The organism is Niastella soli, from assembly GCF_017742245.1.
Lineage (GTDB): Bacteria > Bacteroidota > Bacteroidia > Chitinophagales > Chitinophagaceae > Niastella > Niastella soli.
The window spans coordinates 97,378-120,848 of record NZ_JAGHKO010000017.1 but is presented as its reverse complement, the minus strand read 5'-3'; the positions used below and the strand labels follow the sequence as shown (position 1 = coordinate 120,848).

23 protein-coding genes are annotated in these 23,471 nt (G+C 41.5%); 13 read left to right on the top strand and 10 right to left on the bottom strand.

Annotated elements, in window-relative coordinates; all coding sequences use genetic code 11:
* Positions 1-205 precede the first annotated feature (205 nt).
* Positions 206-1,105 carry an alpha/beta hydrolase gene (locus J7I42_RS31320; RefSeq protein WP_209143769.1) on the bottom strand — a complete coding sequence of 300 codons (900 nt, stop codon included), beginning with the start codon at positions 1,103-1,105 and terminating at the stop codon, positions 206-208.
* Positions 1,106-1,200: 95 nt separating this feature from the next.
* On the opposite strand from J7I42_RS31320, the gene J7I42_RS31315 reads away from it, so the two are divergent.
* The 3 genes from J7I42_RS31315 to J7I42_RS31305 all read left to right on the top strand — a co-directional run bounded on the left by J7I42_RS31315 (position 1,201) and on the right by J7I42_RS31305 (position 5,466).
* Complete coding sequence (locus J7I42_RS31315; RefSeq protein ID WP_209143767.1) at positions 1,201-2,070, top strand: LysR family transcriptional regulator; 870 nt, start codon at positions 1,201-1,203, stop codon at positions 2,068-2,070.
* A gap of 100 nt (positions 2,071-2,170) precedes the next feature.
* Positions 2,171-2,530, top strand: coding sequence for a hypothetical protein (locus tag J7I42_RS31310; RefSeq protein ID WP_209143765.1), 360 nt, complete (start codon positions 2,171-2,173; stop codon positions 2,528-2,530).
* Positions 2,531-2,886: 356 nt separating this feature from the next.
* Positions 2,887-5,466: an FG-GAP-like repeat-containing protein gene (locus J7I42_RS31305; protein ID WP_209143763.1), complete on the top strand. Its 2,580-nt coding sequence runs from the start codon at positions 2,887-2,889 to the stop codon at positions 5,464-5,466.
* A 127-nt stretch (positions 5,467-5,593) separates the two neighbouring features.
* On the opposite strand, the gene J7I42_RS31300 is transcribed toward J7I42_RS31305, so the two are convergent.
* Together J7I42_RS31300 and J7I42_RS31295 are read right to left on the bottom strand one after the other, a co-directional pair.
* Complete coding sequence (locus tag J7I42_RS31300) at positions 5,594-6,055, bottom strand: FKBP-type peptidyl-prolyl cis-trans isomerase (RefSeq protein ID WP_209143761.1); 462 nt, start codon at positions 6,053-6,055, stop codon at positions 5,594-5,596.
* A gap of 152 nt (positions 6,056-6,207) precedes the next feature.
* Positions 6,208-6,732, bottom strand: a complete 525-nt coding sequence (locus J7I42_RS31295; RefSeq protein WP_209143759.1) for a class I SAM-dependent methyltransferase — start codon at positions 6,730-6,732, stop codon at positions 6,208-6,210.
* Positions 6,733-6,864: 132 nt separating this feature from the next.
* Between J7I42_RS31295 and J7I42_RS35800 the strand changes: the two genes are divergently transcribed.
* Entirely contained in the window at positions 6,865-7,056 is a 192-nt protein-coding gene (locus J7I42_RS35800) for a cysteine-rich CWC family protein (RefSeq protein WP_209143757.1), read from the top strand.
* An 80-nt stretch (positions 7,057-7,136) separates the two neighbouring features.
* On the opposite strand, the gene J7I42_RS31285 is transcribed toward J7I42_RS35800, so the two are convergent.
* A complete protein-coding gene (locus J7I42_RS31285; protein ID WP_209143755.1) occupies positions 7,137-7,526 on the bottom strand; it encodes a VOC family protein in 390 nt (129 codons plus the stop codon).
* A gap of 147 nt (positions 7,527-7,673) precedes the next feature.
* On the opposite strand from J7I42_RS31285, the gene J7I42_RS31280 reads away from it, so the two are divergent.
* The 4 genes from J7I42_RS31280 to J7I42_RS31265 all read left to right on the top strand — a co-directional run bounded on the left by J7I42_RS31280 (position 7,674) and on the right by J7I42_RS31265 (position 10,556).
* Positions 7,674-8,207: an RNA polymerase sigma factor gene (locus tag J7I42_RS31280; RefSeq protein ID WP_209143753.1), complete on the top strand. Its 534-nt coding sequence runs from the start codon at positions 7,674-7,676 to the stop codon at positions 8,205-8,207.
* A gap of 203 nt (positions 8,208-8,410) precedes the next feature.
* Entirely contained in the window at positions 8,411-8,620 is a 210-nt protein-coding gene (locus J7I42_RS31275; protein ID WP_209143751.1) for a hypothetical protein, read from the top strand.
* Positions 8,621-8,880: 260 nt separating this feature from the next.
* Entirely contained in the window at positions 8,881-9,753 is an 873-nt protein-coding gene (locus J7I42_RS31270; RefSeq protein WP_209143749.1) for a helix-turn-helix domain-containing protein, read from the top strand.
* Between the two features lie 65 nt (positions 9,754-9,818).
* Entirely contained in the window at positions 9,819-10,556 is a 738-nt protein-coding gene (locus tag J7I42_RS31265; protein WP_209143747.1) for an SDR family oxidoreductase, read from the top strand.
* 6 nt (positions 10,557-10,562) lie between these two features.
* Here the strand turns inward: J7I42_RS31265 and J7I42_RS31260 are convergent, their stop codons facing one another.
* Positions 10,563-11,204 (bottom strand): hypothetical protein, encoded by a 642-nt coding sequence (locus J7I42_RS31260; RefSeq protein ID WP_209143745.1) that lies wholly within the window; start codon positions 11,202-11,204, stop codon positions 10,563-10,565.
* A 146-nt stretch (positions 11,205-11,350) separates the two neighbouring features.
* Between J7I42_RS31260 and J7I42_RS31255 the strand changes: the two genes are divergently transcribed.
* Both J7I42_RS31255 and J7I42_RS31250 read left to right on the top strand, forming a co-directional pair.
* A complete protein-coding gene (locus J7I42_RS31255; protein WP_209143743.1) occupies positions 11,351-12,013 on the top strand; it encodes a hypothetical protein in 663 nt (220 codons plus the stop codon).
* A gap of 91 nt (positions 12,014-12,104) precedes the next feature.
* A complete protein-coding gene (locus J7I42_RS31250) occupies positions 12,105-12,485 on the top strand; it encodes a VOC family protein (RefSeq protein WP_209143741.1) in 381 nt (126 codons plus the stop codon).
* Positions 12,486-12,539: 54 nt separating this feature from the next.
* Here the strand turns inward: J7I42_RS31250 and J7I42_RS31245 are convergent, their stop codons facing one another.
* From J7I42_RS31245 to J7I42_RS31235, 3 genes are all read right to left on the bottom strand, one after another.
* Complete coding sequence (locus tag J7I42_RS31245; protein WP_209143739.1) at positions 12,540-13,049, bottom strand: VOC family protein; 510 nt, start codon at positions 13,047-13,049, stop codon at positions 12,540-12,542.
* A gap of 73 nt (positions 13,050-13,122) precedes the next feature.
* Positions 13,123-13,731 carry a class I SAM-dependent methyltransferase gene (locus tag J7I42_RS31240; RefSeq protein WP_209143737.1) on the bottom strand — a complete coding sequence of 203 codons (609 nt, stop codon included), beginning with the start codon at positions 13,729-13,731 and terminating at the stop codon, positions 13,123-13,125.
* Between the two features lie 128 nt (positions 13,732-13,859).
* Positions 13,860-15,509 (bottom strand): hypothetical protein, encoded by a 1,650-nt coding sequence (locus tag J7I42_RS31235; RefSeq protein WP_209143735.1) that lies wholly within the window; start codon positions 15,507-15,509, stop codon positions 13,860-13,862.
* Positions 15,510-15,788: 279 nt separating this feature from the next.
* Here J7I42_RS31235 and J7I42_RS31230 point away from each other — a divergent pair, with 279 nt between their 5' ends.
* The 3 genes from J7I42_RS31230 to J7I42_RS31220 all read left to right on the top strand — a co-directional run bounded on the left by J7I42_RS31230 (position 15,789) and on the right by J7I42_RS31220 (position 19,644).
* Entirely contained in the window at positions 15,789-16,982 is a 1,194-nt protein-coding gene (locus J7I42_RS31230; RefSeq protein WP_209143733.1) for an outer membrane protein assembly factor BamB family protein, read from the top strand.
* A 238-nt stretch (positions 16,983-17,220) separates the two neighbouring features.
* A complete protein-coding gene (locus J7I42_RS31225; protein ID WP_209143731.1) occupies positions 17,221-18,789 on the top strand; it encodes a family 43 glycosylhydrolase in 1,569 nt (522 codons plus the stop codon).
* A 147-nt stretch (positions 18,790-18,936) separates the two neighbouring features.
* Positions 18,937-19,644, top strand: a complete 708-nt coding sequence (locus tag J7I42_RS31220) for a fasciclin domain-containing protein (protein ID WP_209143726.1) — start codon at positions 18,937-18,939, stop codon at positions 19,642-19,644.
* A 143-nt stretch (positions 19,645-19,787) separates the two neighbouring features.
* Here the strand turns inward: J7I42_RS31220 and J7I42_RS31215 are convergent, their stop codons facing one another.
* Both J7I42_RS31215 and J7I42_RS31210 read right to left on the bottom strand, forming a co-directional pair.
* Positions 19,788-21,311, bottom strand: a complete 1,524-nt coding sequence (locus J7I42_RS31215; RefSeq protein WP_209143724.1) for a serine hydrolase — start codon at positions 21,309-21,311, stop codon at positions 19,788-19,790.
* 120 nt (positions 21,312-21,431) lie between these two features.
* Positions 21,432-23,303, bottom strand: a complete 1,872-nt coding sequence (locus J7I42_RS31210; protein ID WP_209143722.1) for a vWA domain-containing protein — start codon at positions 23,301-23,303, stop codon at positions 21,432-21,434.
* Positions 23,304-23,471 lie beyond the last annotated feature (168 nt).

Below are 23,471 nucleotides of genomic sequence, written 5' to 3'. Positions count from 1 at the left end.
TATCGAATTAGCAATTTTTGTAGGCATCTCGATCATCATGTTTTTCCATGTTTTCATGCCACAAAACTATTTGCCAGCAAGTCCGGAGGCAACCAGCCCTAGGTTAACAGGGTGGCAATGTCGGTAAAAACGCATTTTGAACCGGTAGAATTAAATGAACTGTTTTGGGTTCGAATAACAAGCCAACCGACTTCTATGAACTGCTTCACTTTACTAATTTATACCTGATATACCCGGCTACAGTTGCAATTGCCTCTTTGCCCTGATCTATTATTCCTCCCATTTGAAAGAAACCATGTATCATTTTTGGATAAACCTTTTCAGTTACCTCCACGTTCGCACTGCGAAGTTTCTTTGCGTAAGCTGCCGCTTCGTCCACCAACGGATCATATTCTGCTGTTATAATGAATGCATCCGGCATGCTATACAGATCATCGTTGTATATCGGCGCCGCATTTATTTTATCTTCCGTATAATACTCCCATAACTCGATAGCGCTTTTTAAAGTTACAACAGGGCCATCTGCAAACGCTGCCCAGGAATGAGTAGTAAAAGATGAGTCAGTAACGGGATATATGAGGACCTGGCAAACAATCTTATTCAACCTTCCTGCTACAGCAGTAGCTAACGCCCCCCCTGCGCTATCTCCGGCTACTGCTACGAGATGGCTGTTTATATCCAGCGCTGTTGCATGGTTCATTATCCATTCAGTGGCATCAAGACAGTCATTCAAACCATGAGGAAAAGGGTACTCAGGAGCAAGCCTGTAATCAACGGAAATAACGACTACACCTGATAAATTAGCAAGCTGCCGCAAAGGACGGTCATGCGTTTCAAGACTACCTTTGAAGAATCCGCCCCCGTGAAAATAGACTACTGCCGGCAATGCTTTTTTTTCGCTCGGTCTGTAAATTCTGATATTAATTTTTCGGTCAGGTAATTCGATATGACTGTCATCGACAGCATATACGGCTTCCTGTTCTCCGGCAAGTGGATTCAATCTTTCATAGAATACTCTTGACGCCTGCAACTTGTCTTCGATATCTGTAACCTTAACAGACTTCATGTAATTCAATACTTCCTGTACCTGTGGTAATATTTCCATTTTTTATTATTTAAAGGCAAATTTCCGCCGCAGATACATATAAATAAAATAATGTGATTTATGGGCGGTTATAAAATTATTTATAGCTTTATGGTATGGTAAATCTGGAGTGGTACAGAACGTTTAAAGCAGTTTATGAAACAGGATCACTAACAGCTGCTTCGAAGGCCTTGTTTATATCACAGCCGAATGTGAGTCAGCATCTTTCTTCTTTGGAAGCGAATATTGGGAAAACATTATTTGAACGGAAGCCCAAAATAGTACCTACAGATTATGGTAAATTGTTTTATACACAGGTTGTTGAACCATTGTCAAAATTAGAGAAGGTAGAAGCGAATTTCAATGCCGCGTGCTTAAAAAAGCAATTGCCAATCATCCGTTTAGGTTGTGTACAGGAGTATTTTCAGGCTGTATTGTCTGAGAGAATAGCCACTATCGATGCCAATCTTATTTTGTCTTTTGGACGCACCAAAGACTTACTTTCCAGGTTGAACAAAGGGACACTGGATTTTGTGGTAGCAACCAGGTTGACCGATTACAAGAGCCTTGTTTTTGAGCCTGTGCGGCAAGAGACCTATATCATCGTCGGCAGCAAAACAATCGATACCGCAATATTTGATAAATACGTCAGTACAAAAGATCTGGAAAATGCAGAAGCATGGCTGTTATCACAACCTTGGATCGCCTATACTACAGACCTTGCTATCATACGAAGGTTCTGGCAAAAGAATTTTTATAAACGCCCGGTTATTAAACCCTACTGTGTAATACCCGATATAAATGTTATCTTAAAATCTCTTAAACACTGCAATGCTTTGACAATAGCAGCAGATTATCTGTTAGAAGATGATCTGAAGGTTGTCTGGAGCGGTATTGCCCCAACGGAAACCACCTTGTATCTGGCTTATGATCAAACAAGAGTTACATCAGACCAGGTTAAATTAATGAAGCAATTTTGTTGCTAACATGAATGAATAAAAAAGGTCGCCAAATTCATAGATGTACAAATGGATAATTCAGCGAATACTTATACTCATTATCTTTACAACATCTTAGGCAAATAATATGACATACGAAGAACTGGTAAAAAAGCATCCTGGCTCCCTGGTGGAGAAAATCGTGACAGAAGTAGTAAATAAAGATACCGTAGAGGTGTACTTTGAAGATGCGGACGACGAACAGTGGGCAGTAATAAAAGTGCATATTTATGAAGAGGACAAGGAGATGGCGGTCCGCTTACTAGCTGATAATAAATGGGTATTACAGTTCGGATACTATGATGACGAGGATGAATTCATTGAGCTGCTGCAGCCGCTTAATCAGCTTGAAATCGATCTAATTCCTAAGAGACTTCAAATGGTGATGCAGAAAGTCTTGTCAGGTGAAGAAGGTTTGCGGCTTCCGGGAAATTTTTTGTCTGCATAAAACTGTACTATTGTAGCCGCCTCATGTTTGCGGTTGTTTACTTTTGTTCGTCAGTTAGGGGAAGAATATATTACTAGTGTAGCCAAAGTCCAGATTGTTCATGGTTTTAAAACGCCAAAATGAACAGGGCAGAATTAAAAACTACCTGTTTCGCTAAAGGGACATTTGTACAAATATTATTGATTCACCAAACTGCAGGAAAGCGAATAGGGGTTCGATAGAACTTCCCTCGACTCCACTTTTTTGAAGCCTGCCGACCTCGTCGGGAGGCTTTTTTGCCTTTTTAAAAACATTTTTATATTTTGTCTTCTGAACCGGAAGGCGTCTTAACCCTTAGAAATTACAATAAAATACCTATGCTCTGTAGCGAACTGAAGAAAGTCTTTCATCGATTTCCGGTTATTCTGCTTGCTGTTCTCTTTTCGTCACCACTTTTTGCGCAACCATCCATTAGTTCAATCTCTCCATTAGCCGCACCGGCTGGTGCAACTGTAGTGATCATTGGCAGCAATTTCAGCACCACAGCAACCAATAACATTGTTTTTATTGGCGCGATGAGAGCGGTGGTAACCGCTGCCACAACTGGTAGCCTTACCGTTACGGTTCCGGCCGGCGCTACTTACAGTTATATAACGGTCACCACAAATGGTCTTACCGCTTACTCCAGATTGCCTTTTAATATTATTTCCGGTACCAATCTTACTCCTGCGTCATACGCCAAACGAGACTTTCAATATGGTTTTTTATCTAACACCAATTTTTTAGGCCTGGTGGCCTCTGACGTGAATGTTGATGGTTATCCTGATTTGGTGGTTGCCAATAAGGGAGGGTCGTGTATTTCTGTTTTCAATAATTCACGTATTCCAGGTAGTACATTTATGTATGAAACGGCATGGTCAACCCAATATGGATTGGAAGGGCTGGCTATGGGTGATATAAATGGTGATGGCAAACCCGACATTGCACATACATCCATTGCGACTAAAGAATTTTCTGCTTATTTAAACATCGTGACCCCATTGGCGTTTACCTTTAACAGGTTCGATTTCCCGGCAGGGCCGTCAAGCATACCGTTTGGTGCAGCCATCAATGATGTGGATGGCGATGGCAAACCCGATTTGGTAGTGGCTGACGGCAATAGGATCGTTGACCCTGTTACCAATACAAGTCATGGAACTATTTCGGTATACCTGAATACCTGCCCCTTCGGTACCACCTGGTGGCCTACTTTTGCCCCGGCCGTTACTTATAATACGGGTGACAACCCCCACGAAGTTTTTATAGGCGATATGGATGGAGACGGTAAACCCGATATTGCCGTTACCAATAACGGATCGGCCAGCGTTTCTGTTTTTCGCAACAGCAGCACACCTGGGTCTGTTGCATTTTCTGGCAGGAAGGATTATGTAACAGGCAGTAACCCCGAAGTAATATCCATGGGCGATTTGAATGGAGATGGAAAAGTTGATATGGCTGTCAGTAATTTTGCCTCCTCCACTGTTTCTTTGTTTACAAACACCAGTACAACCGGAGCTATTTCTTTTGGTTCCAAACAGGATCTGATGGTTAATTCTCCTCTCGGAATAGCCATAGCAGATGTAACGGGCGATGCAAAACCCGATCTGGTGGCTGCCGCTTATACTGCCGCTGCGGTATCTGTATTTGAAAATACAACTATCGGAGGCTTCCTGTCATTTGCTCCTAAAATGGATTATGCCGCAGGCAACACCCCTGCTTACGTAACTGTAGTAGATGCTGATATCGATGGCATACCTGAAATATGTGTTACCAATGGATCCGCTATTTCTTTTTTAAAGAGAGCGCCCCTGGTATTAACTGTTGAGTTAGGAAATGATACTACCCTTTGCCAGGGAGACTCCCTCGTACTTACTGCCCGTAATCAACCAAGAGGTACCACCTATCTGTGGAATACCGGTTCTGCTGATAGCAGCATTACAGTTAAACAATCAGGGGCCTATTCGGTAACGGTAACCAATGGAAAAAGTACTGCCAGCGATGCTATAAATATTACCTTCAAGCCGTCACCAGTATTTAATTTGGGAAATGATATTGAACTATGCGAAGGAGAGAAAAGGCTGCTCCAGCCTGTGAGTGCATCGACGTACCTATGGCAGAATGGCTCCCATGCCGATTCAATGGTAATAACACAAGCAGGTACTTACTGGCTGCAGGCGCAAAAAGACGGGTGTACGGCTTCAGATACTCTACATGTAAGTTATAAGCCAGCGCCTCCGTTTAGCCTCAACAATGACACCGCCATTTGCCGCGGAAGCGCCATTACATTGGATGCGTATAGTGCCAACGCTACTTATATATGGAACAATGGTGCCAGTACGGAATCTATCAAAACAGACCTTGCAGGCACTTATTGGGTAACTGTAACCGGCAACAATGGTTGCACTGCTACCGATACTACTCATGTCGAATACCTTGTTTTAAACGCATATCTTGGAAATGATACTACCCTGTGTGATGGAATGACCATTGTTCTTAAGCCTGTAGCCAGGAATGCCTCTGTTGTTTGGCAGGATGGATCGAACGGCGCTACATTTACTGTTACGCAACCTGGTACCTACAAAGTTGCTATAACCAATCAGTGCGAAACCGCAGGGGATGAAATTACGATAAAAAGGGGGCTATGCGAACTGTTTATGCCGAATGCATTTACACCCAACAGGGATGGAGTTAATGATGTTTTCAGGGTGAAAGACCATGCATTTATTAAAAGTTTCGATATGCAGATCTTTAACCGGTGGGGTCAATTGGTGTATAAATCAAAAGATGCCGGCAGTGGATGGGATGGGACCCTTAATGGCTTGATACAACCTGCGGGTAATTACATTTGGATGATCGTGCTCACTGATCACGAAGGAAATCGCAAACAGTTCAAGGGAACTGTTCTATTGATTCAATGAGGCGTTTCAGTGAAACCTTCAGGGGGAATAGGTTCTATAGAACTACCCTCGACCCCACAAAAAAAGGAAATACAATAGTATTTCCTTTTTTTGTGGGTGAAATATCATCAGTGATCTCCTCTGTGGGCTACTGAACTTCCTGTAATTCTACATCAAATACCAGAACAGAATTGCCTGGAATGCCCCTGTAATCACTACATCCATAAGCCAGGTAAGGCGGAATGATCAATTTTATCTTTCCGCCCTGCTTGATAAGGGGAATACCTATTTGCCAGCCTACAATTACACCTCCCAACGGAAAACTTGCTACTCCTGAATCGAAAGATGAGTTATTGGTGAATTTCCCTGTATAATTGGCTTTCACCGTTGAATTAATTGTGGGGGTGGCACCGGTGCCCGGCTCAATGATCTGGTAATAGATCCCACTGGCATGTTTGGTAGCGGAAATGCCATTATCATTAATATATTTCTGCATGGTGGCATCATCTTCTGCTGCGGTAGTGCATCTGGGTTCGTTTTTATCTTTATTACTACAGCCCGTCAGCGCCAGGGCCAATACCATACTAAAAGCAAGATTGATCAAACGCATGTATCTTATAAGTTTAGGGACAAATATAATGTGGAGTTTTCTATATTTTACCAATAAATTACCCTCCATAAATGCAAACCTTGAACTGAAAGCGCTTCTCTTAAATTGGCGTTAAAATAGCAGCCATCCTGAAAACTAATGGCTTTCGGCTTTTAGCCAGTGGGTGAACTAATTAAAGCTGCATAAATTGAATCTCTGCGGAACATGGATTGGCGTTCTCCTATTTTTTCGATTTTGGAAAAGCCTGCCTCCCCAAATATCGACCGTGCCCGTGCATACGAAATGGGAAAAGGGACCCATTGATTTCCTTTATCTGTGTCATATTCAATCAGAATAAAAGCTCCTGAGCCATTGCGGAAATGGGTTTTTAATTTTTTGATACAGGCTACCTGTTCTTGTACATAATGAAGCGAATTGGCCATTAATATACCGTCGAGGGGTGGAATTGGTAATTTGTCCTTCACAAAATCTGCCTGGTGAAAAATGATCGCGGGATGACGTTCCGGACCAGGTTGTTTATGCAAATCAACCGAATGGATAGTTGAACCCGATGGTAAAATGGAGAATAAGGCTTCTGAGAATAATCCATTGCCGGCGCCGAGGTCGGCCCAGGTTTGTGGTGAGCTATGCGGCAAAATTCCTCTTTGAATCAACGATATCGCTTCGGATAATTGCATGCTATTGGGGTGCTTTGTATTTAGTACATCTAATTTTTTTAAATATACGGATTAAATCATGCAGGACCAGTATGAGACGTCGTACATTGAGCTTGTTTCGAAAACTGATAATAACTCACTAAAATATCATTAATGATTAAGAAATGCTCCAAATGTGAAGTGCCGTTTACCTGTCAGAACGAGTCAAGGGGGTGTTGGTGTGAGGATATTCAATTGTCAACTCAGGTGTTGACCTATTTAAAAGACAATTATGATAATTGTCTTTGCTCAAAATGCTTGCAGGAATTTCAAAAATTAAACGAAACTCCTAATAATTTGACTTGACGAGGAAATAACCCAACAGGCTGTTGGACTAATGTTGAATAGTCGGCATAAAACTTACCTGGCTGTTAATGAATACAGGATTATTTTTCTGAGAGTATAGAAAGAAAATTACCTGCTGGATCTTTGAACCATGCAATTACCGGCCCGGAACCCCGGCATATGCCTTTATTATCCGTTTTCAATGGGCCACTATCATAGTGTTCAAATACAATACCTCGAGTTACCAGTTCGTCCACTGCTTTTTCCACCTCATCGACATCAAAATTTAATACGGTATAACTGGCGGGCTCATGATTGTCCTTTTCGTATATTATCATGCCATGCTCATTTCCGGGTATATTAAGTCTTAACACATTCATGGGCAGTTTGGAAACATTGAGCTGGAGTATATTGCCATAAAAGTTGAACGCGGCTTCTAAATCGTTAACTGAGAAAGAATTGAAAACTTTATTAAATTTAAGTGTGCTCATATTATCAATTTATAATTTTATAACAAAATTTATGCCTTCCGATTGTACTGCAATTAGGGTAGCGGATTGTGGTTGTCAAAAAAAAGCAATCCGGATGGGTGATAACTTCAGAAATTTGGTATAAAGAATGGATAAACAATAGAAAGTATGCCTGAAATATCAGATGACAGCTTATTGAGTCAATTAAAAAATGAGGAAAATGCAGCGTTTGATTACTTGTATGAAAGCTGCTTCCCTTCAGTTACAAAATACATCAGACAAAACACTGGGAGCGAACAAGACGCAGAAGATATTTTTCAGGAATCGGTTATTGTTCTGCTCAGCAAAATAAGGCAACCTGAATTTCTTTTAACGGCGTCACTTAAAACATATATGTTTTCCATTTCAAAGAATTTATGGCTTAAAAAATTGCGGGACAGCCGGTCTGTAATGGTTGCTGTTGAAGATTGTTTACCAGATATGGCGACCGATGAAAAAGGAACTGCATATGGGAATGGAAATGATCTTTTAATCTGGCTTAAAAAATTAACAGCAAATTGTCAAAGAATATTAAAAGCAATTTTTTATTTCAATGAACCAATGGAAAGCCTGATTATAAAAATGGGGTGGAAGAATAAACATACTGCTTCTAATCAAAAGTATAAATGCATAGAACAATTAAGAAGAGAAAGCAAAAAATAATTGCTGCAATTCGTTGCTTCCTGGGGGTGATAGTTTGTTCCTTTTGGTATAAATAACTGAATCAAGAAAAGTAATCACTTATTGACAATCTTGTAAAACATTAACTATGACCAAAAGAACAAAAATAATCCTCTGTATAACTTCAGTTGCGCTCTTTACATACTGCATTTATCATTTTTTCGCATAAATAAAATAGCCTGACGATGAAAGAAAGCATAAATATTTGGAACATTAAAGAATATGAAGGCGATGGTGTAAGTTGCCCGATAGTTCCCGCAAATTTATCCTGGTACAAAAAAGTTGCTTTGACATTTTTTAGGTTTGGGGTTTGCCCAATGTGTATAACGATGAGTGTTTCATATAGCATTGGAAAATTTTTTAAGAAGCTTTTGAAGGTTGCGACTGGAAATTAAATTTATTAAAGACTATAATGGAAAATCTGCAACTATTATTTCTAAAAGATAAAAATAAAGTAAGGGGCTATTCTTTTATGACCAGAAGGTTCGAGTTATCATGAGCAATAAAGTAGCCTCTTGATGCCGCAAAAGAGGTGGCGTGACGCTTTTTGACGTATAAATCAGTATATTGTCGAATAAACGGTGTGAAAAATAACCCGATCACAAAATTAGCGGTCATTGTATGGCGACACCCTACAAAATTTTGAGTAAATATTATGCAAGAACAAAAAGGGAAATATGAGGGCTTACAGAATGATGAGCTGGGAATAAAGATACGCTCAAACGACAATCCTTATCTTTCTGTTGATATTCAAAAAAAATTGCTGCAACCTCGCAGATTATCTTCTTATTTTATTGTATTAATTGAAAGCGGTTCAATTACATACAATATAGACTTACAAGACTTTACGCTTACTGACGGGCACTTGCTTTTTGCAATGCCAAATCAAATTTTTACACCACCTGCTAAAGCAGACAATCTTAAATATTTCAAGCTGCTGTTTGATGAAAATACTTTGGCATTGTTGCCACAACAGTTTCCCTTTTTAGTCAACCCTTTAAATGCTCAAACCATAGTTTTTAACAGTGCTGCAAAAGAAAGAGTAATAAAGGTTTTTGAAATTTTAAATCAGATACTTCACTTAGATAAAAATGAGACCGACACTGAAATAATATTAGCTTATTTGAACTCATTGCTATCAGAATTAAACGGCGCTTATTTCAAAAACAAAGAACCCGTCAATCTCTTAAACACTAACCTTTCAAAGTTTATCGAGTTCAAATTAGTCGTGGAGACGTACCTTACAGAGCAACCTTCTATCAACGCAATTGCAGAAAAATTAGCTTTATCTACAAACAGTTTATACCGGATTGTAAAAGAATATGCTGGAACATCGCCAAAGGATTATTTTATTAACCGTTTGATAACGGAAGCTCAGAGAAAATTGCGTTATTCTAATATTTCTATCAAAGATTTGGCCTATGAATTGGGTTTTAATGACCCTGATTATTTTTCAAGGCTCTTCAAAAAAAGCACGGGCAAAAGTGCAAGTGAATTTTTGCCCAAGCAAGATTTGTCGGGGAAATAAAATGATTTGTCCATTTCCGCTATTTTTTGGCCCTCTACTTTTGCCTCATAAAATTCACACAAGAAATGAAATTTGCATTAGTAACAGGGGCTAACAAAAGCATTGGCTTTGAAGTTGTACAGCAACTTGCTCAAAAAGGAATTTATGTTTACCTCGGCAGTCGAAATTTAGAAAATGGCATTGAAGCCATTGGTAAATTAAAAGCGAATGGATTAAGCAATGTAGAAGTTATTCAGCTTGATATTACAGATGACGAATCAGTAATTAAAGCCCGTAAGGAAATAGGCAAAAAAACAAAAGTGTTGGACATCCTTATTAATAATGCGGGTGTTTATGGAGGTTACCCACAAACGGCACTTGACTCAACCATTGACCAGTTTAAAGTAGCTTATGATTCAAATGTTTACGGCGTGGTGCGAGTTACACAGGCGTTTATTGATTTATTGAAAAAGTCGTCAGAACCTCGTATTGTAAATGTAAGTTCAAGTCAAGGTTCAATTGCCCTGCACAGCGACCCAACATATAAATACTACGACTACAAAGGTGTTGTATATCTTTCTTCAAAATCAGCCTTGAATATGTACACAGTTGTTTTGGCATACGAATTAAAAAATACCAACTTCAAAATAAATGCCGTTTGCCCGGGATATACAAAAACAGATTTCAATGGACATCGTGGGCCCGGAACTGTTGAAGATGCCGGAAAACGGATAGTAAAATATGCCCTAATTGACAATGATGGCCCAACAGGAAAATATTTTAGTGAGGAAAATAATCCTGGAACAGGAGAAATACCCTGGTAACGAAGATCAATTATAAGAACCGGGTATACCTGGCCCTACAAGGCTTGTTCCCGAAAGTGCTTTTATTATTCCGGAACGATAGTCAGGATGCTTTTCCTTTATCTCGATCCATTTGGCAGCAGGATCAACATTTATATACAATTCGGCGGGTTCATCTCCTCCGTTGATATCAAAAAACAATTTATAATCACCGCCAAGCTTTTCTACTTCGCCTTCCTTATATTGTTTTGCCATTTTGCGAATGTCTACATACCGGGCTGTTATTTCAGCAACAAATAGTACTGAATCACCTGGCTGGTGAACATCCGGATAAGATAACAGTTCCAACAAATGATTACTGGGTTCTCCAACGCTTTTCAGTGTAAAACCATCTGAAAATGGACTCGTTCCGGTGTCTTTGGGAATACTGATCATCAAACCGACCTCCTGGTCGCCATTCAAAGCAAGCACATTATAATTGGTAGCAAAGGTATTCTGGGTGGTGTCTATTACAGACAACCTAAGATCAAGGGCGCCTGTTGGCCGTTTCCCAGGTTCAACGTTTAAAAAAACTACGTTTTTAACCCGGGGATCAAGCTTTTTCTTAGGTGCGTTTTCAGAACAACCAAACATGGCGAGTAAACCAAATACAACTAAACTATATTTCATAGTATGCTAATAAAGCCCCAATATATAAAATAGCCTCAATAGATGCAAGCCCGGTGGGACGCAGCCATAAAAACAAAACCCATACGGGATGTAACGGTATTAGCAGGGTGTTTCGTAAATTGTAGGTAACTTAACCAAAACAACACATGAGAAAGATCATCGCCCCTCTTATAGCAGGATTGGCTTGCCTTATTGCCATCGCTGCCCATTCACAGGTTACAACCCACGCCGACAGTATACGCGCCGCAGGTTATTTGTTTGCCGATTTTGTAGAAGGAAGTGTGTTGATGAAATCTGGCAGTACAGAAAAGGCCCGGCTGAATTACAATACCAACAATCAGCAGATCGGTTTTATGAAGGATGGCCAGTACATGGAACTAACCAGTATGGAAACCATCGATACGGTATACATCAACGGAAAGAAGTTTCTGCCCTACCATGAAAAATTTTACATGGTATTAACTACTTGTTCCAATATGATGACCCTGCTGGCGCTCATTTACAATAGACCAGTTCCGCAATCAGTTTCAATTGAACATTCCGGTCTCGACAAAAGGAATAGTGCAACCGTAAGCAACAATGTGACGAATGCGTATTCAAACCATAACTTCAGAAGCTATTCTGAGTTGACTTATCAGAAGAAGTTTTTTCTGCTGAAAGGCAGGGTGCTGTTAAAAGGCAATAGCCAACAAGAGATCATCAATATCTATCCTGATAAAAAAGAGTTGATCAAAAATTTTATAAAAGAAAACAAAACCAATTTCAACGAGGAGAAAGATGTTATAGCGTTGCTGGCCGAATTAAAATAATAAAAGAGGCTCTGAATTACTAAAAATTAAAAGGCTAGTTCGAAATTCTGGTCCAGATCTTTAATTTTGACACAGACTGTAGCCAAAAACTATGAAGTTAAATCTAAACCAGATCACCATTTCTGTAAAGGACGTTGAGAGATCAATTGAGTTTTACCAAAAACTTGGATTAAGACTCATTGTAAAAGCACTTCCTGCCTACGCAAGATTTGAATGCCAGGCCGGTGAAACAACTTTTTCGTTACATCAATCAACTGAAAGGATAAACGACTCAACCTGGACTTATTTTGAAACAGAGACATTAGACGAGGACGTTAAAAAACTCATAGACTTAGGCGTTGAGTTTGAGACTTTACCAACAGACCAAACCTGGTTGTGGCGGGAAGCAAGGCTTAAAGACCCCGATGGGAATCAATTAATACTTTACTATGCGGGTAAAAACAGGAAAGATCCGCCCTGGCGGATAAAGTAGAAATGATTCGCTCAAGGGAGATCACCGAGTGTAGTAAAATCACCAGGCCGATCGCTATCCGTAAGTAAGGTCGGTACTCTGTCCGACCTCGATAATATAACCGTCCGGATCGCGTATGTAGCAGCGAATCTCGCCATACTTCGGGATCGGCTCCGTGATGAACTCGGCTCCCCGACTTTTCCATAGTTCGTAACAAGCCTGAATATCCGCAACACGGATATTCATAAAGCTGTTGATCTTGTCGGGGTCGGGGACACAAAGTGTTACCGTTGGCTTGTCGGGTGTTGGTCCACCCCCTACGTTGACAATAAGCCAGGTATTCGCAATTTTAATATAAGCTGGTGCGCCGCTGCTGTCGCCTTTGCTCAGAATACTACCATCGAAAACTTTTTCGTAGAAACGTGCCGATCGGTCGATGTCGGCGACGGTGAGGAAGTGTGCAACTGTAAACCCGTCCCGGGGCGGCATCTCATAGCGCTTTTGTTCAACTTGTACGGTGTTTATTGATGACCCCGATCCTGATAAACCGTGCTCATCTGCAGATGCTGTTTCTTTCGTATTCATACCTGCTGCCGATTTGTTGTATGATACGTAAGTTACCAAAAATTTGAAAGTACTATACAAGCATTGATCTATATTAGTGTTTCTGAACACACCAGGTTGTCATGCATCTCATATTTTGCACGTTGGTAGTTTTAATGGGTTCATATAAAACCCCCAATTGGTTGGTATATTTTAACAACACCTGTTCATTAACTAAAAAGCGTTCTGAGCCATCGGGCAGTAAATAGCGATCATTGCCTAGTGGTTTTATCAGGTGCTCTATACCCATATCAGACGCTAACCGGGCAAAGAAGTAACCGCCTGGTCTTAAAACCCGAAACATAGACCGTAGCATGGCGTCAAAATGCTGGCCATCCTTTGCAAAATGCAATACTGCGCTGCAAATTATCAAGTCAAATGTTGCATCGGGATAGGGCAAATTTTCTGCGGCACAAACCGTGAAATTTCCCAGCGGGTTATCAGGGGCTAGCGTGACTGATAATTCCTTAACTGTTTCAATTGCCTGCGGGTGTGGGTCAACCCCAAACACCTCGTACCCGTTGCGTAAAAAATAGATCAGGTTTCGTCCATTACCGCAGCCAACATCCAATACTTTTTTGCAGTTGTCAAAGCGTCCTTTCAGTAGTTGGTCAAACAGATAGATGTCAATATTACCGAATGCTTGTTGAATTTTGTTTTGCATGTGTCGTATAGAACACAATTTACTTCAAATTAGTTTGAAAGGGGCAAAATAAGGGTACTGGAGAAAAGCACCCCCGAACAGATTGTAAACTATCCGGGGGTTGCTTTATTGTTTAAAGACTTATTCCATTAGAAGTGTGCAACAAAGGTCTTGATGATCTTTGTTCTGGCGGCAGGATTATTGTTGGGCGTTATATCGAATGATATGCGTAACCAGGCCTGATCAATAATGGGGTAGGGGTGCTGCTGTCTGCCAACATTATACGCTACTACAGCGTTCGATGCTGGTTCCGTCCAATATACTATATCGCCTACCTGTTCCCTGGTACCATATACATCTTCGTTACCGGTCCGTTCTATAACCACTTCCTGCGTCAGATTGGATATAGTGGCGCCATTAGCAGTACCATTGACTACTGCCGGATTAAACTGAATGGTGTATGAATTGGTATTAATAGCAACTTCGGTCCTGTTTTCATAACTTCTATCGGCGTTTTGAATAGAATAGCTCTCCTTAATCGCCGTGGGGGCACTGCTTAAACTGAAAACACCTAATGGATTTTCATATAAAGGAATATATCCCTGAATATTGGCGCTGTTCGAAGCGGTCAGTCCTTGTGTTCCTGGTACCCAAATTGACGTTGGACTGGCAGGGAATGAGCCGGGTGCAGTAGTCGTGCCATTCAGGGTGAGAGTCGCATTAAGATTCAGGCTGACGGTCTGTTGTTGGGGTTGGGAAGAACCACCAAAGATAGCACTGAATACACCTGCAACCGCACCGGGAATATTACCGGTTGCTGCCGAGAGACCTGCTGCCATTCCATCTTTCATCGATGTGAACAGCTTATCCGGCAAACCCAGGTTGTTATTCGAATTGTGATTCTCATCGCCGGTTACATTTCCCTGGCTATCATAAGTAAAATTTTTGCCCGGATAATTTCCTGCCGCATTATTAAGAAACTGGCTTCCTACCGCAGCCAAACCTACTGTTCCGGCAATTTTTCCAGCATTGCCAAGGGCAGATTTTAATACGTTGTTTGACCCTTCCCCGGAGGCTGCGATCGTGCCCTTGATCGTTCCATCAATATTCCCCCCTAGTGAGATTTGAGAAATGGCATTATAATTTGTAAACCAGCTAAGTTGCATATTGGTAAATGGAATGGAGGCCAGTTGTGGGTCATAGGCTAGTTCATACTGCATCATGAACCATTTGTTGGTTGCCATGGGCATTGAGCCATCGATGGGCGCTTTTTCTATTTGCGTAAAAGACATATGCGGTTGCGTGAGGTCAACAAAATTATTACCCATATAGGCGAGCATTTGAGAAGGGGTACCGGATAATAAGGTCATACCATTCGTAAGATGACTCGATTCTAATGCAAAATTACCGGTAAGGTAGAGGAATATACGCATCAACCCCCTGAATCTGTTATATAATATAAAGTACGGATTTTGCAGCGGGCCCGAAGCATTAGCGTCAAAAGTACTATACAATAATATCCATCCATCCTCGTGTCTGTTGTCACCAATAACATCAATTCCATACAGGGATGTAAGGCTCCCCTGCCCAATCCACGGTACCGGAATGAGCGTTTGCCCCGGAGGAGTGGGCATATAATCCACCGTTTTCCAATCGAAGGTTACGGGAATGACTCCCTTTAATTTAACAGGAGTATCATCTGTGATGTCCTCGGTGGATTTGATGTCTTTTCTGCAACTAACGAAATTGACGGCGAGTAAAAGAAGAATTACATTCTTCCGGATAAGCGTGTTGATCATAATTATAAGATTTAATATTAATGGCGAGAAAATGTTGCATAACTGGTACTCATTAAAGCTAACGAACAATGCTTATTTCAGAGGTTATAATTGATAACCGTGCAGTTTTGACAATAGCCGTGTTGTTTTTTGCAATAAGTGTTAAACTATTGGTGGAACACCGTTAGGAACAGGGTTAAATAGGTGGGATGCAAACGAATTGCAGTACAGACATTGATTTTTCATTTATTACAACAGGAAAAATTATATATTTAGAGTTTAGGAAAAATAAACCCCGTTATGAATTATTACGTCTTCGTGTTATCGCTTTTTTTATTTTGTAATAGCAATGCGCAAACTAAAACAGGAACCACGGTTTGGAAATATCCCACACAGGGCCGGATTGTGAGTACCCCCTGTATTGACAACTCAGCTATTTATTTCGGAAGCGAAGACGGTAATTTTTATTGTAATTCATTGAGTAATGGGCAAATGTTGTGGAAATATATTGCGGGGAGACCTATCCGGTCATCTGCAACGGTAGCGGCTGGTAAAGTATTTTTTGGTTGCGATGATGGCAATGTATATGCATTGAATGCAGTTAACGGAAAATTGCTGTGGAAATTCATGACTAAAGTTGAACAGAAATATGACCTGTGGGATTACTACCGGTCATCGCCCGTATATCATAAAGGAAGTTTGTTTATTGGAAGTGGTAATGGTAATGTATATGCTATCAATGCGCTGAACGGTAAGGAGCTTTGGCATTATACCACCGGTGGCATTGTTCATGCCGATCCGGTTGTTAAGCATGACACGGTTTACGTTGGCAGCTTTGATGGCAGTTTTTATGCTTTGAATGAAATAACCGGAAAACTTATCTGGAAATTTAAAACTATCGGCGACCGGTTCTTTCCTAAAGGTGAAATTCAAAAAGCGGCGCTTGTAACCAATGATGCCATCTATTTCGGCAGCAGGGATTATAACCTGTATGCATTGAACAGGTCCACAGGGGCCGGGCTTTGGAATATGAAAGAATATGGCAGTTGGATCATTTCAACTCCATATGAAAAGGATGGCAGGATCTATTTTGGTACTTCCGACTCTCATAAGTTCTACTCCCTGAATAATTTCTATGGAGAAGTTGAGTGGAAAACAGCACTACCCCTGCGATCTTACAATACCCCAGTAGGTTATGATACACTGATCTTTACTGCGGCGTTTGATGGACATCTTTACGGGTTCGGTCAAAAGAGCGGTCATCTTCAATGGATATTCCAGACCGATGAAAGCAAGCGGAATTATTCAACTGTATATGATTCCACAGGACATTTCAGAAAAGATTTTACGCTTTATGGTAACGATTCGCTTACCCTCGTTGGCGAACAAAAGATCATGAAACTGGGCGGCATTCTGGCTACACCTATTGTTAAAGAAGGTGTTCTTTATTTTGGAAGCGCTGATGGCTATTTATATGCGGTAAAAATTGATTGAGTTCGGAAGAAGCGCGGAAAATCATTGAACAGCAATGGCCGATACATGCTGAATTAAAATATGAGACAAATAAACAAAAAGTTGAACAAGCGTTACTGGATCTATTGATTTATTTTGAATTGCCATAACGAACATATTGCAGCATTCCGACTACATACATTCGTTATAGATAGTGTACAATGAAAGCCTGTAATAGTATATTTAACTGCTTGCTTAACAACTAACGATTAATTGTCTTATGAGAGAAAAATTATTTATAGCAACCGGTTTCGCCCTTTCCTTACTGGCGGCTGGCTGCCTGAAAACCTACCTGAACAGTATCCCTCCTGTGGATACGCCAATACTAAATGAAGCAAAAATTTCAATTAAGGCGGCCCCACCATTGGGCACATTGATAGACAGTGCGGTCTACCGTATCCGGGGTTTATCATCATTGCCTTATGGCCCGGTAGTAGAAGTTACAGGAAACTCAACGGCCGATGCTGCTAAAATTCAGCAATGGTCCTGGTTTCCCAATAACGGGCAAAAATGGAAACTCATAAAAACGGACGCCACTTATTATAAGCTGGTCAATGTTACCAGTAACAAATGTCTGCAATCGCCTTCCACAACTTCCGGTGATATACTGCAACAGGGAACTGATAATGGTACCGATGCGCAACGTTGGGCCATTAGTTATTCCGGCAGCAACAATTTGTTTGCGCTTACTAATAAAGCAACTGGGATGAAAATGGTGGTAGACCCTGATGATAATACACCGGGCAGAAAAATAAGACAACAAGCCAGTGTAACGGGCACGCAGGACCTTTTTGAATTTCGCAACCTCAATTTTCAGAATCCGTTGGTCAATGCCGGCCGTCCCGACCCGTATGTAGCACAAAAAGATGGGTATTATTATTTTCTGTCAACCAAAGGCAACAGGATCACCATTACAAAAACACCTTCCATGTCGTTGTTGGCAGCCATGACCGAAACCCTGGTCTTTACGCCGCCTGCTGGTACAGATCATTCCTCCAATATATGGGCGCCCGAATTACATTTCCTGTCGGGCAAATGGTATATTTATTTTGCCGCTGACAATGGCAGTGATGATAATCACCGGATGTTTGTTTTGGAGAATGCAAATGCAGACCCTACCACGGGTACATGGACGTACAAAGGAAAAATAGCTGATACAAGTGATCAGTGGGCTATAGATGGCTCGGTGCTTACCATCGGCAGCAACAATTATTTCATCTGGTCAGGGTGGGAAAATATAGCTACTAAATATAAGCAATACATTTACCTGGCCCCTATGTCGAACCCCTGGACGATAAGTGGCGCTCGCGTCAAAATTTCTTCACCTACCAATAACTGGGAAAAATATGAACCTAATTCATTAGGCGCCGGCGTAAACGAAGGTCCTATTATGCTGCAAAAAGATGCCAGCAGCCCGGTCTTTATTATCTATTCCGCCAGCCGTTACAGCAGCGATAATTATTGCCTGGCACAAATACAGTTAAAAAGCGGCGGTGATCCAACAACCGCAGCCGACTGGATCAATAAAAAACAGGTGTTTGTCAGAAATGATGCGAACGCTGTTTATGGGCCAGGGCACAACGGCTTTTTTACCAGTAGTTATACCGATGGAAATGGCTTGCTACATACCGAAAACTGGTTTGTATACCATGCGCGTAGCACTGCTGCCACCACCAACGGTGCCCGCAGCCCAAGAATGCAAAAATTAACCTGGAATGCAGATGGATCGCCCAATTTTGGCACCGCTGCGGCCACAGGGGTAAATACTCCCATCCCTATAGGCGACTGATCAAAAAGAAAATAAAACAACCAGATACAAAACAGGCGTTAGGTCGGTAACATCAGTTATTGATTTACTTTCTAATTCATTAATACAATGTTCTTCATTTTTAAACGGAAGCATCCATGCTTCAAAGGGCTTCTATTGCCTTTACTTATGGCTGTTTTGTTGTTGGGATGTAAGAAAGGTTATGACAAGTATTGGTCTGATGAGAATCCTAAAACCGGCTTTATATACGATAAGGTAAAAGGCGATCCCAACTTTACCACTTTCGCTGAAGGTTTGGAGCGGGCAGACCTGGTGAAATTTGTAAATGTTTCAGGGCTGTATACGGTGTTCGCGCCTACTAATGAGGCTTTTCAGCAATATTTCAAACGTACAGGTTACGGCTCAATTAACGATGTTCCTGTGAATGAGCTCTTTGCTATTCTGAGTTATCACATAGCCAACAACATGTGGTATTATTATGATTTCAGAACGCGGTTCACCACTACTAAAAAAACGACTTATATCACCAGGAATAACAAATTCCTGAACATAGATGTATCTGCCGCAGACGTGTTTAAGGTAAATGGGGTTCCTGTTATCAACAACCTGCAGGATATTGATGCTGAAAATGGGGTTATTCATGGAATAGGTGAAGTACTTATGCCGCTGCCGAATGCAGAGCAGCTTTTTGCATCAGCGTTCCCTAATAGCACGTTCTATAAGTTGATGCAAAATCTGGCGAGTAAACAATACGACCGCTTCAATAGCTATGATAGTGACCGGGATGGTACAATTGATTCGGTATTCAAGAGCGCCAGGAAAGCGCTGGTTCGATCTGTTGAGGCTGGCAAGACGCGGCCGGCCGGAAATACTTAAGGAGGCCATCAAGACCCGTATCGGCATCGAAAGGTATAATGAACTGGATCTAAATAATAAATTATCTGATCCTGTCAATTGGTATTTACCTTTTAATGCCGAAGAGGTCAAACTCAATCCAAACCTGAAATAAAAAGATCTATTTATTGCTGTTTCACAAACACATAAGGATCTTCTTCTACAAAATCGCTTTCTTTGGTTTCGATGGATACCACTTTGCTGCCACTGAGCTTGAATTTTACAGAGAAGATGCCATACTCAATATTGTCGTATTGAAGCAGCCATTCATTCGAGTCCATATACGAAAGGGTAGCTGTTAAATGTTCATGGCTGTTGAATTTTATGCGTAAGTCCTTTTTGTCGGCCGACAGATCAATATCCAGCGATCCATACAACCCGTTTGTATAATGGCCCACATAAGCCGATAGCGGAAGTGAAGGCGCTGTGCCTTTTACCCGGGCCTGCCAACCGTGAATGGTTTTTAAAGTATCGGCCATGGTATTGTTGAAATCTGCAAGGTATTTTTTGCTTCTGTTCTGGTAAGGCATCCCCGTATAGGCATCCAGCACCTGAGCCCTCAACGCGCCATACAAACTCTGGTTATCGTTGTTTGTAAGCACAGCCATTCCCAGTCTTTCTTCAGGAACAAAACATACAACACTTACCATGCCGGCAGCACCGCCCGTATGCCAGTAGATCTGTCGGCCGTTGTAATCGCCCACTATCAGACCCAATCCGTATCCTACAATATGGGTAGGCACTACCGCTGATCTCCGGCTTGTAATGGGTGTATTGATATCGCGGGTTGCTTGCAGCACACCAAAAGGCATCACACGTTTTCCTTCGTAGCGGCCGCTATCCAGTTGAAACAATAACCAGTGTGACATATCGCTTACGCTGCTGATCAAAGATGCAGCAGGGGCCAGATTATCCCAGTCGTCCCAGGGCACCTGGTTCAGTTTACCGGTAAAACTGGTTGTATAAGGTTTTGACAGCAGGCGGGTATCAGACAGGTTGTGTATGCTGGTATAGGTATGATTCATCTGCAAGGGCGTTAGGATGCTATCCTGTATGTACTTATGCCACGACTGACCGGTTATTTTGGGTATTACTTCGCCGGCCGCTAAAAAGCAACTGTTACAATATCCGTAATGGTTCCTAAAACCAGCCTCAGGTTTCAGCAGCTTCATTTTTTGCATGATCTGCTGAGAAGTAAGCAGGCTGTTCCAAAAGGTAAAATCACCCTGAAAGGTTTTGGTGCCAATGCGATGGCTAAGCAGGTCACGCACCGTTAACAAACCGGTTGTGGCAGGTTCATATAATTTAAATTCGGGGTAGTATTTGGTGAATTTATCGTCCAGCGAAAGTTTTTTGTTATATGCCAGCTGGCTAAGGGCGGTACCGGTAAACAGCTTGGTATTGCTGGCGATCATAAACAAGGTGTTTTCATCTACGGGTTGGCGTGTAGCTGTATCTGTCACCCCATAACCTTTTATAAAAGCTACCTGTCCATCCTTTACTATTACAATGGCTAACCCCGGTACATTCCAGTCTTTCATACCTTGTTGGATGTAACTATCCAGGCTGTCGGTAATAAAGGCAGGTGTTTGACTGAAGATGCTTTGGCTGAGGTGTACAAGCAACAGCAGGGGCAGTAATTGGCGCATGATCAAAGACAGGTTTGATTAGGCACCGAAAATAAGGAAAATGATCCGGTCGGGTGAAAATTTCCAGGCCGATGCCTGACAGCAATGGCGTCGTGCATTGGCCTGGAAAATAAGTTGCTACTATTCCGGTGATCCCTGTTTTGCCGTAGCTTTCAATTGTTCTGCTTTATTTACCAATTCCAGAAATTCTTTTTTGTAGGCATCGCTGTTACTGTCTATACTACTTTCTGCCAGTGATTTTACCAGTTTATAGTCGCTGCCTCCTTTTAATACTGAGTTTCTTAATACCATTCCAAACGCCGCCACTGCCGACGCAAAGCGCAGATTATTGCTGGCAGACTGGATGTTTTCTTTTACTGGTACTTCCATGAGGTTACTGCTCATTTCATCCGGTTCTTTATAACGGATCTTCACAAACATCAGTTCTTCGGAAAAGGATGCGGAGCGCTTTTTCCGCTTTTTACTTTGGTAACGTAAGGGGTCAACTGTTGCCAATCCTTCATCACCTGCTACGCTGGCAGGGATGATCTCGTACAAAGCAGTAACAGAATGATTGCTGCCCATATCGCCCGCGTCTTTTTTATCATTGTTAAAATCCTCTTTTGCCAGCATCCTGTTTTCGTATCCAATGAGCCTGTACCCTTTTACTTTGGCGGAGTTGAATTCAATCTGGAGCTTTACGTCTTTCGCAATGGTGAAAAGCGTTCCGCCGTATTCGCTGATCAACACCTTTTTTGCTTCATTTATATTATCGATGTAAGCATGGTTGCCATTGCCTTTATCGGCCAGTTTTTGCATTTTGCTATCCTGATAGTTACCTGTGCCATATCCAAGTACTGTAAGGTATACACCAGATTCGCGTTTTGTCTCAATAAGATTTTCCAGCTCATCATCGCTGCTGGCGCCAACATTAAAATCACCGTCGGTACAAAGTATAACGCGATTGTTTCCATCCTTCATGAAATTTTGTTGTGCAGTTTGGTACGCGAGTTTTATACCCGCGCCGCCTGCTGTTGATCCGCCGGCTTCCAATGCATTGATCGCTTCCCTGATCTTGTATTTATCATTGGTGGATGGCAAAACCAGTCCGGCACTACCTGCATATACCACAATGGCCACCTTATCCTGCGGACGCAATTGTTCTGCTAATAAGTTCAATGATGATTTAACCAGTGGCAATTTATTTTCTGTTTGCATACTGCCACTTACATCGATGAGGAAAACAAGATTGGAGGGAGGCAGTTTGTCGAGTTCTATTTTTTTTCCCTGCAGACCGATCATTACTAATTGATGGTCTTTATTCCACGGACACGGTGCAGATTCTGTGGTTATTGAGAAGGGCTTGTCATTAACAGGTTGCGGATAATTATATGAAAAATAGTTGATCATTTCTTCAACCCGAACAGCTCCCGGAGTGGGAAGCGTACCTTCATTGATCAATCTGCGAACATTGCTGTAAGAAGCTGCATCCACATCAATAGAAAAAGTAGAAAGCGGATGATCGGTGACTTTCTGGAATTCATTCTCTTTAATATTGTCGTATCCTTCTCTGTTATAGTCTTCGTTTGGAGAAGAGGCGTTACGATGATTCCGGCCATTGATACTTACTCCTGCAGCGCTTCCGGAAAGTATGGCCACAGAGCCTGTCACGTCCTTTCTTTTCTGTGCTGCATAGCCAATAACCACCACTTCCGAGAGACTGTTTGTAGCCGCCTTGAGTATTACGTTGATCACGGTGTTTTCATTTACCGGAATTTCCTGTACATCAAAACCAACATTTGCAAAGACGAGTGTTGCTTTCTTATCGGGCACCTTAATTGAATAGAAACCTTTTACATCACTTGCTGTAGCAGTATTTGTACCCTTGATCTTGATGGTGACGGCTTGTAACGGCACTCCCTTTTCATTAGTGATCTTTCCTGTAATAGTAATCTGTGCATTAAGCAAAACGGTGCTTGTACACAGCAATAGCAGTGTTAATATAATTTTCATTGGCAGTTTTAGAAGCAGATGCAGGAAAAAAGCCAATTACATAAAGTGATCAGTAAATAAATCAGATTTTCTTTGAAGCCACTAAAAAACCCGACGGTAACCATCGGAGTTTTTAGTGACTTTCAGGGAATACAATAGCAGATATAAACAAAATGCTACATATAAGTA

Excerpts from the sequence above, each read along its gene's own strand:
- J7I42_RS31240 (WP_209143737.1), bottom strand. The coding sequence starts at position 13,731 with ATGCAAAACAAAATTCAACAAGCATTCGGTAATATTGACATCTATCTG.
- J7I42_RS31275 (WP_209143751.1), top strand. The coding sequence starts at position 8,411 with ATGAAAGAAAGCATAAATATTTGGAACATTAAAGAATATGAAGGCGAT.
- J7I42_RS31210 (WP_209143722.1), bottom strand. The coding sequence starts at position 23,303 with ATGAAAATTATATTAACACTGCTATTGCTGTGTACAAGCACCGTTTTG.
- J7I42_RS31315 (WP_209143767.1), top strand. The coding sequence starts at position 1,201 with ATGGTAAATCTGGAGTGGTACAGAACGTTTAAAGCAGTTTATGAAACA.
- J7I42_RS31300 (WP_209143761.1), bottom strand. The coding sequence starts at position 6,055 with ATGCGTTTGATCAATCTTGCTTTTAGTATGGTATTGGCCCTGGCGCTG.
- J7I42_RS35800 (WP_209143757.1), top strand. The coding sequence starts at position 6,865 with ATGATTAAGAAATGCTCCAAATGTGAAGTGCCGTTTACCTGTCAGAAC.
- J7I42_RS31225 (WP_209143731.1), top strand. The coding sequence starts at position 17,221 with ATGAGAGAAAAATTATTTATAGCAACCGGTTTCGCCCTTTCCTTACTG.
- J7I42_RS31215 (WP_209143724.1), bottom strand. The coding sequence starts at position 21,311 with ATGCGCCAATTACTGCCCCTGCTGTTGCTTGTACACCTCAGCCAAAGC.
- J7I42_RS31265 (WP_209143747.1), top strand. The coding sequence starts at position 9,819 with ATGAAATTTGCATTAGTAACAGGGGCTAACAAAAGCATTGGCTTTGAA.
- J7I42_RS31230 (WP_209143733.1), top strand. The coding sequence starts at position 15,789 with ATGAATTATTACGTCTTCGTGTTATCGCTTTTTTTATTTTGTAATAGC.
- J7I42_RS31220 (WP_209143726.1), top strand. The coding sequence starts at position 18,937 with ATGGCTGTTTTGTTGTTGGGATGTAAGAAAGGTTATGACAAGTATTGG.
- J7I42_RS31295 (WP_209143759.1), bottom strand. The coding sequence starts at position 6,732 with ATGCAATTATCCGAAGCGATATCGTTGATTCAAAGAGGAATTTTGCCG.
- J7I42_RS31280 (WP_209143753.1), top strand. The coding sequence starts at position 7,674 with ATGCCTGAAATATCAGATGACAGCTTATTGAGTCAATTAAAAAATGAG.
- J7I42_RS31305 (WP_209143763.1), top strand. The coding sequence starts at position 2,887 with ATGCTCTGTAGCGAACTGAAGAAAGTCTTTCATCGATTTCCGGTTATT.
- J7I42_RS31235 (WP_209143735.1), bottom strand. The coding sequence starts at position 15,509 with ATGATCAACACGCTTATCCGGAAGAATGTAATTCTTCTTTTACTCGCC.
- J7I42_RS31260 (WP_209143745.1), bottom strand. The coding sequence starts at position 11,204 with ATGAAATATAGTTTAGTTGTATTTGGTTTACTCGCCATGTTTGGTTGT.
- J7I42_RS31320 (WP_209143769.1), bottom strand. The coding sequence starts at position 1,105 with ATGGAAATATTACCACAGGTACAGGAAGTATTGAATTACATGAAGTCT.
- J7I42_RS31255 (WP_209143743.1), top strand. The coding sequence starts at position 11,351 with ATGAGAAAGATCATCGCCCCTCTTATAGCAGGATTGGCTTGCCTTATT.
- J7I42_RS31310 (WP_209143765.1), top strand. The coding sequence starts at position 2,171 with ATGACATACGAAGAACTGGTAAAAAAGCATCCTGGCTCCCTGGTGGAG.
- J7I42_RS31285 (WP_209143755.1), bottom strand. The coding sequence starts at position 7,526 with ATGAGCACACTTAAATTTAATAAAGTTTTCAATTCTTTCTCAGTTAAC.
- J7I42_RS31250 (WP_209143741.1), top strand. The coding sequence starts at position 12,105 with ATGAAGTTAAATCTAAACCAGATCACCATTTCTGTAAAGGACGTTGAG.
- J7I42_RS31245 (WP_209143739.1), bottom strand. The coding sequence starts at position 13,049 with ATGAATACGAAAGAAACAGCATCTGCAGATGAGCACGGTTTATCAGGA.
- J7I42_RS31270 (WP_209143749.1), top strand. The coding sequence starts at position 8,881 with ATGCAAGAACAAAAAGGGAAATATGAGGGCTTACAGAATGATGAGCTG.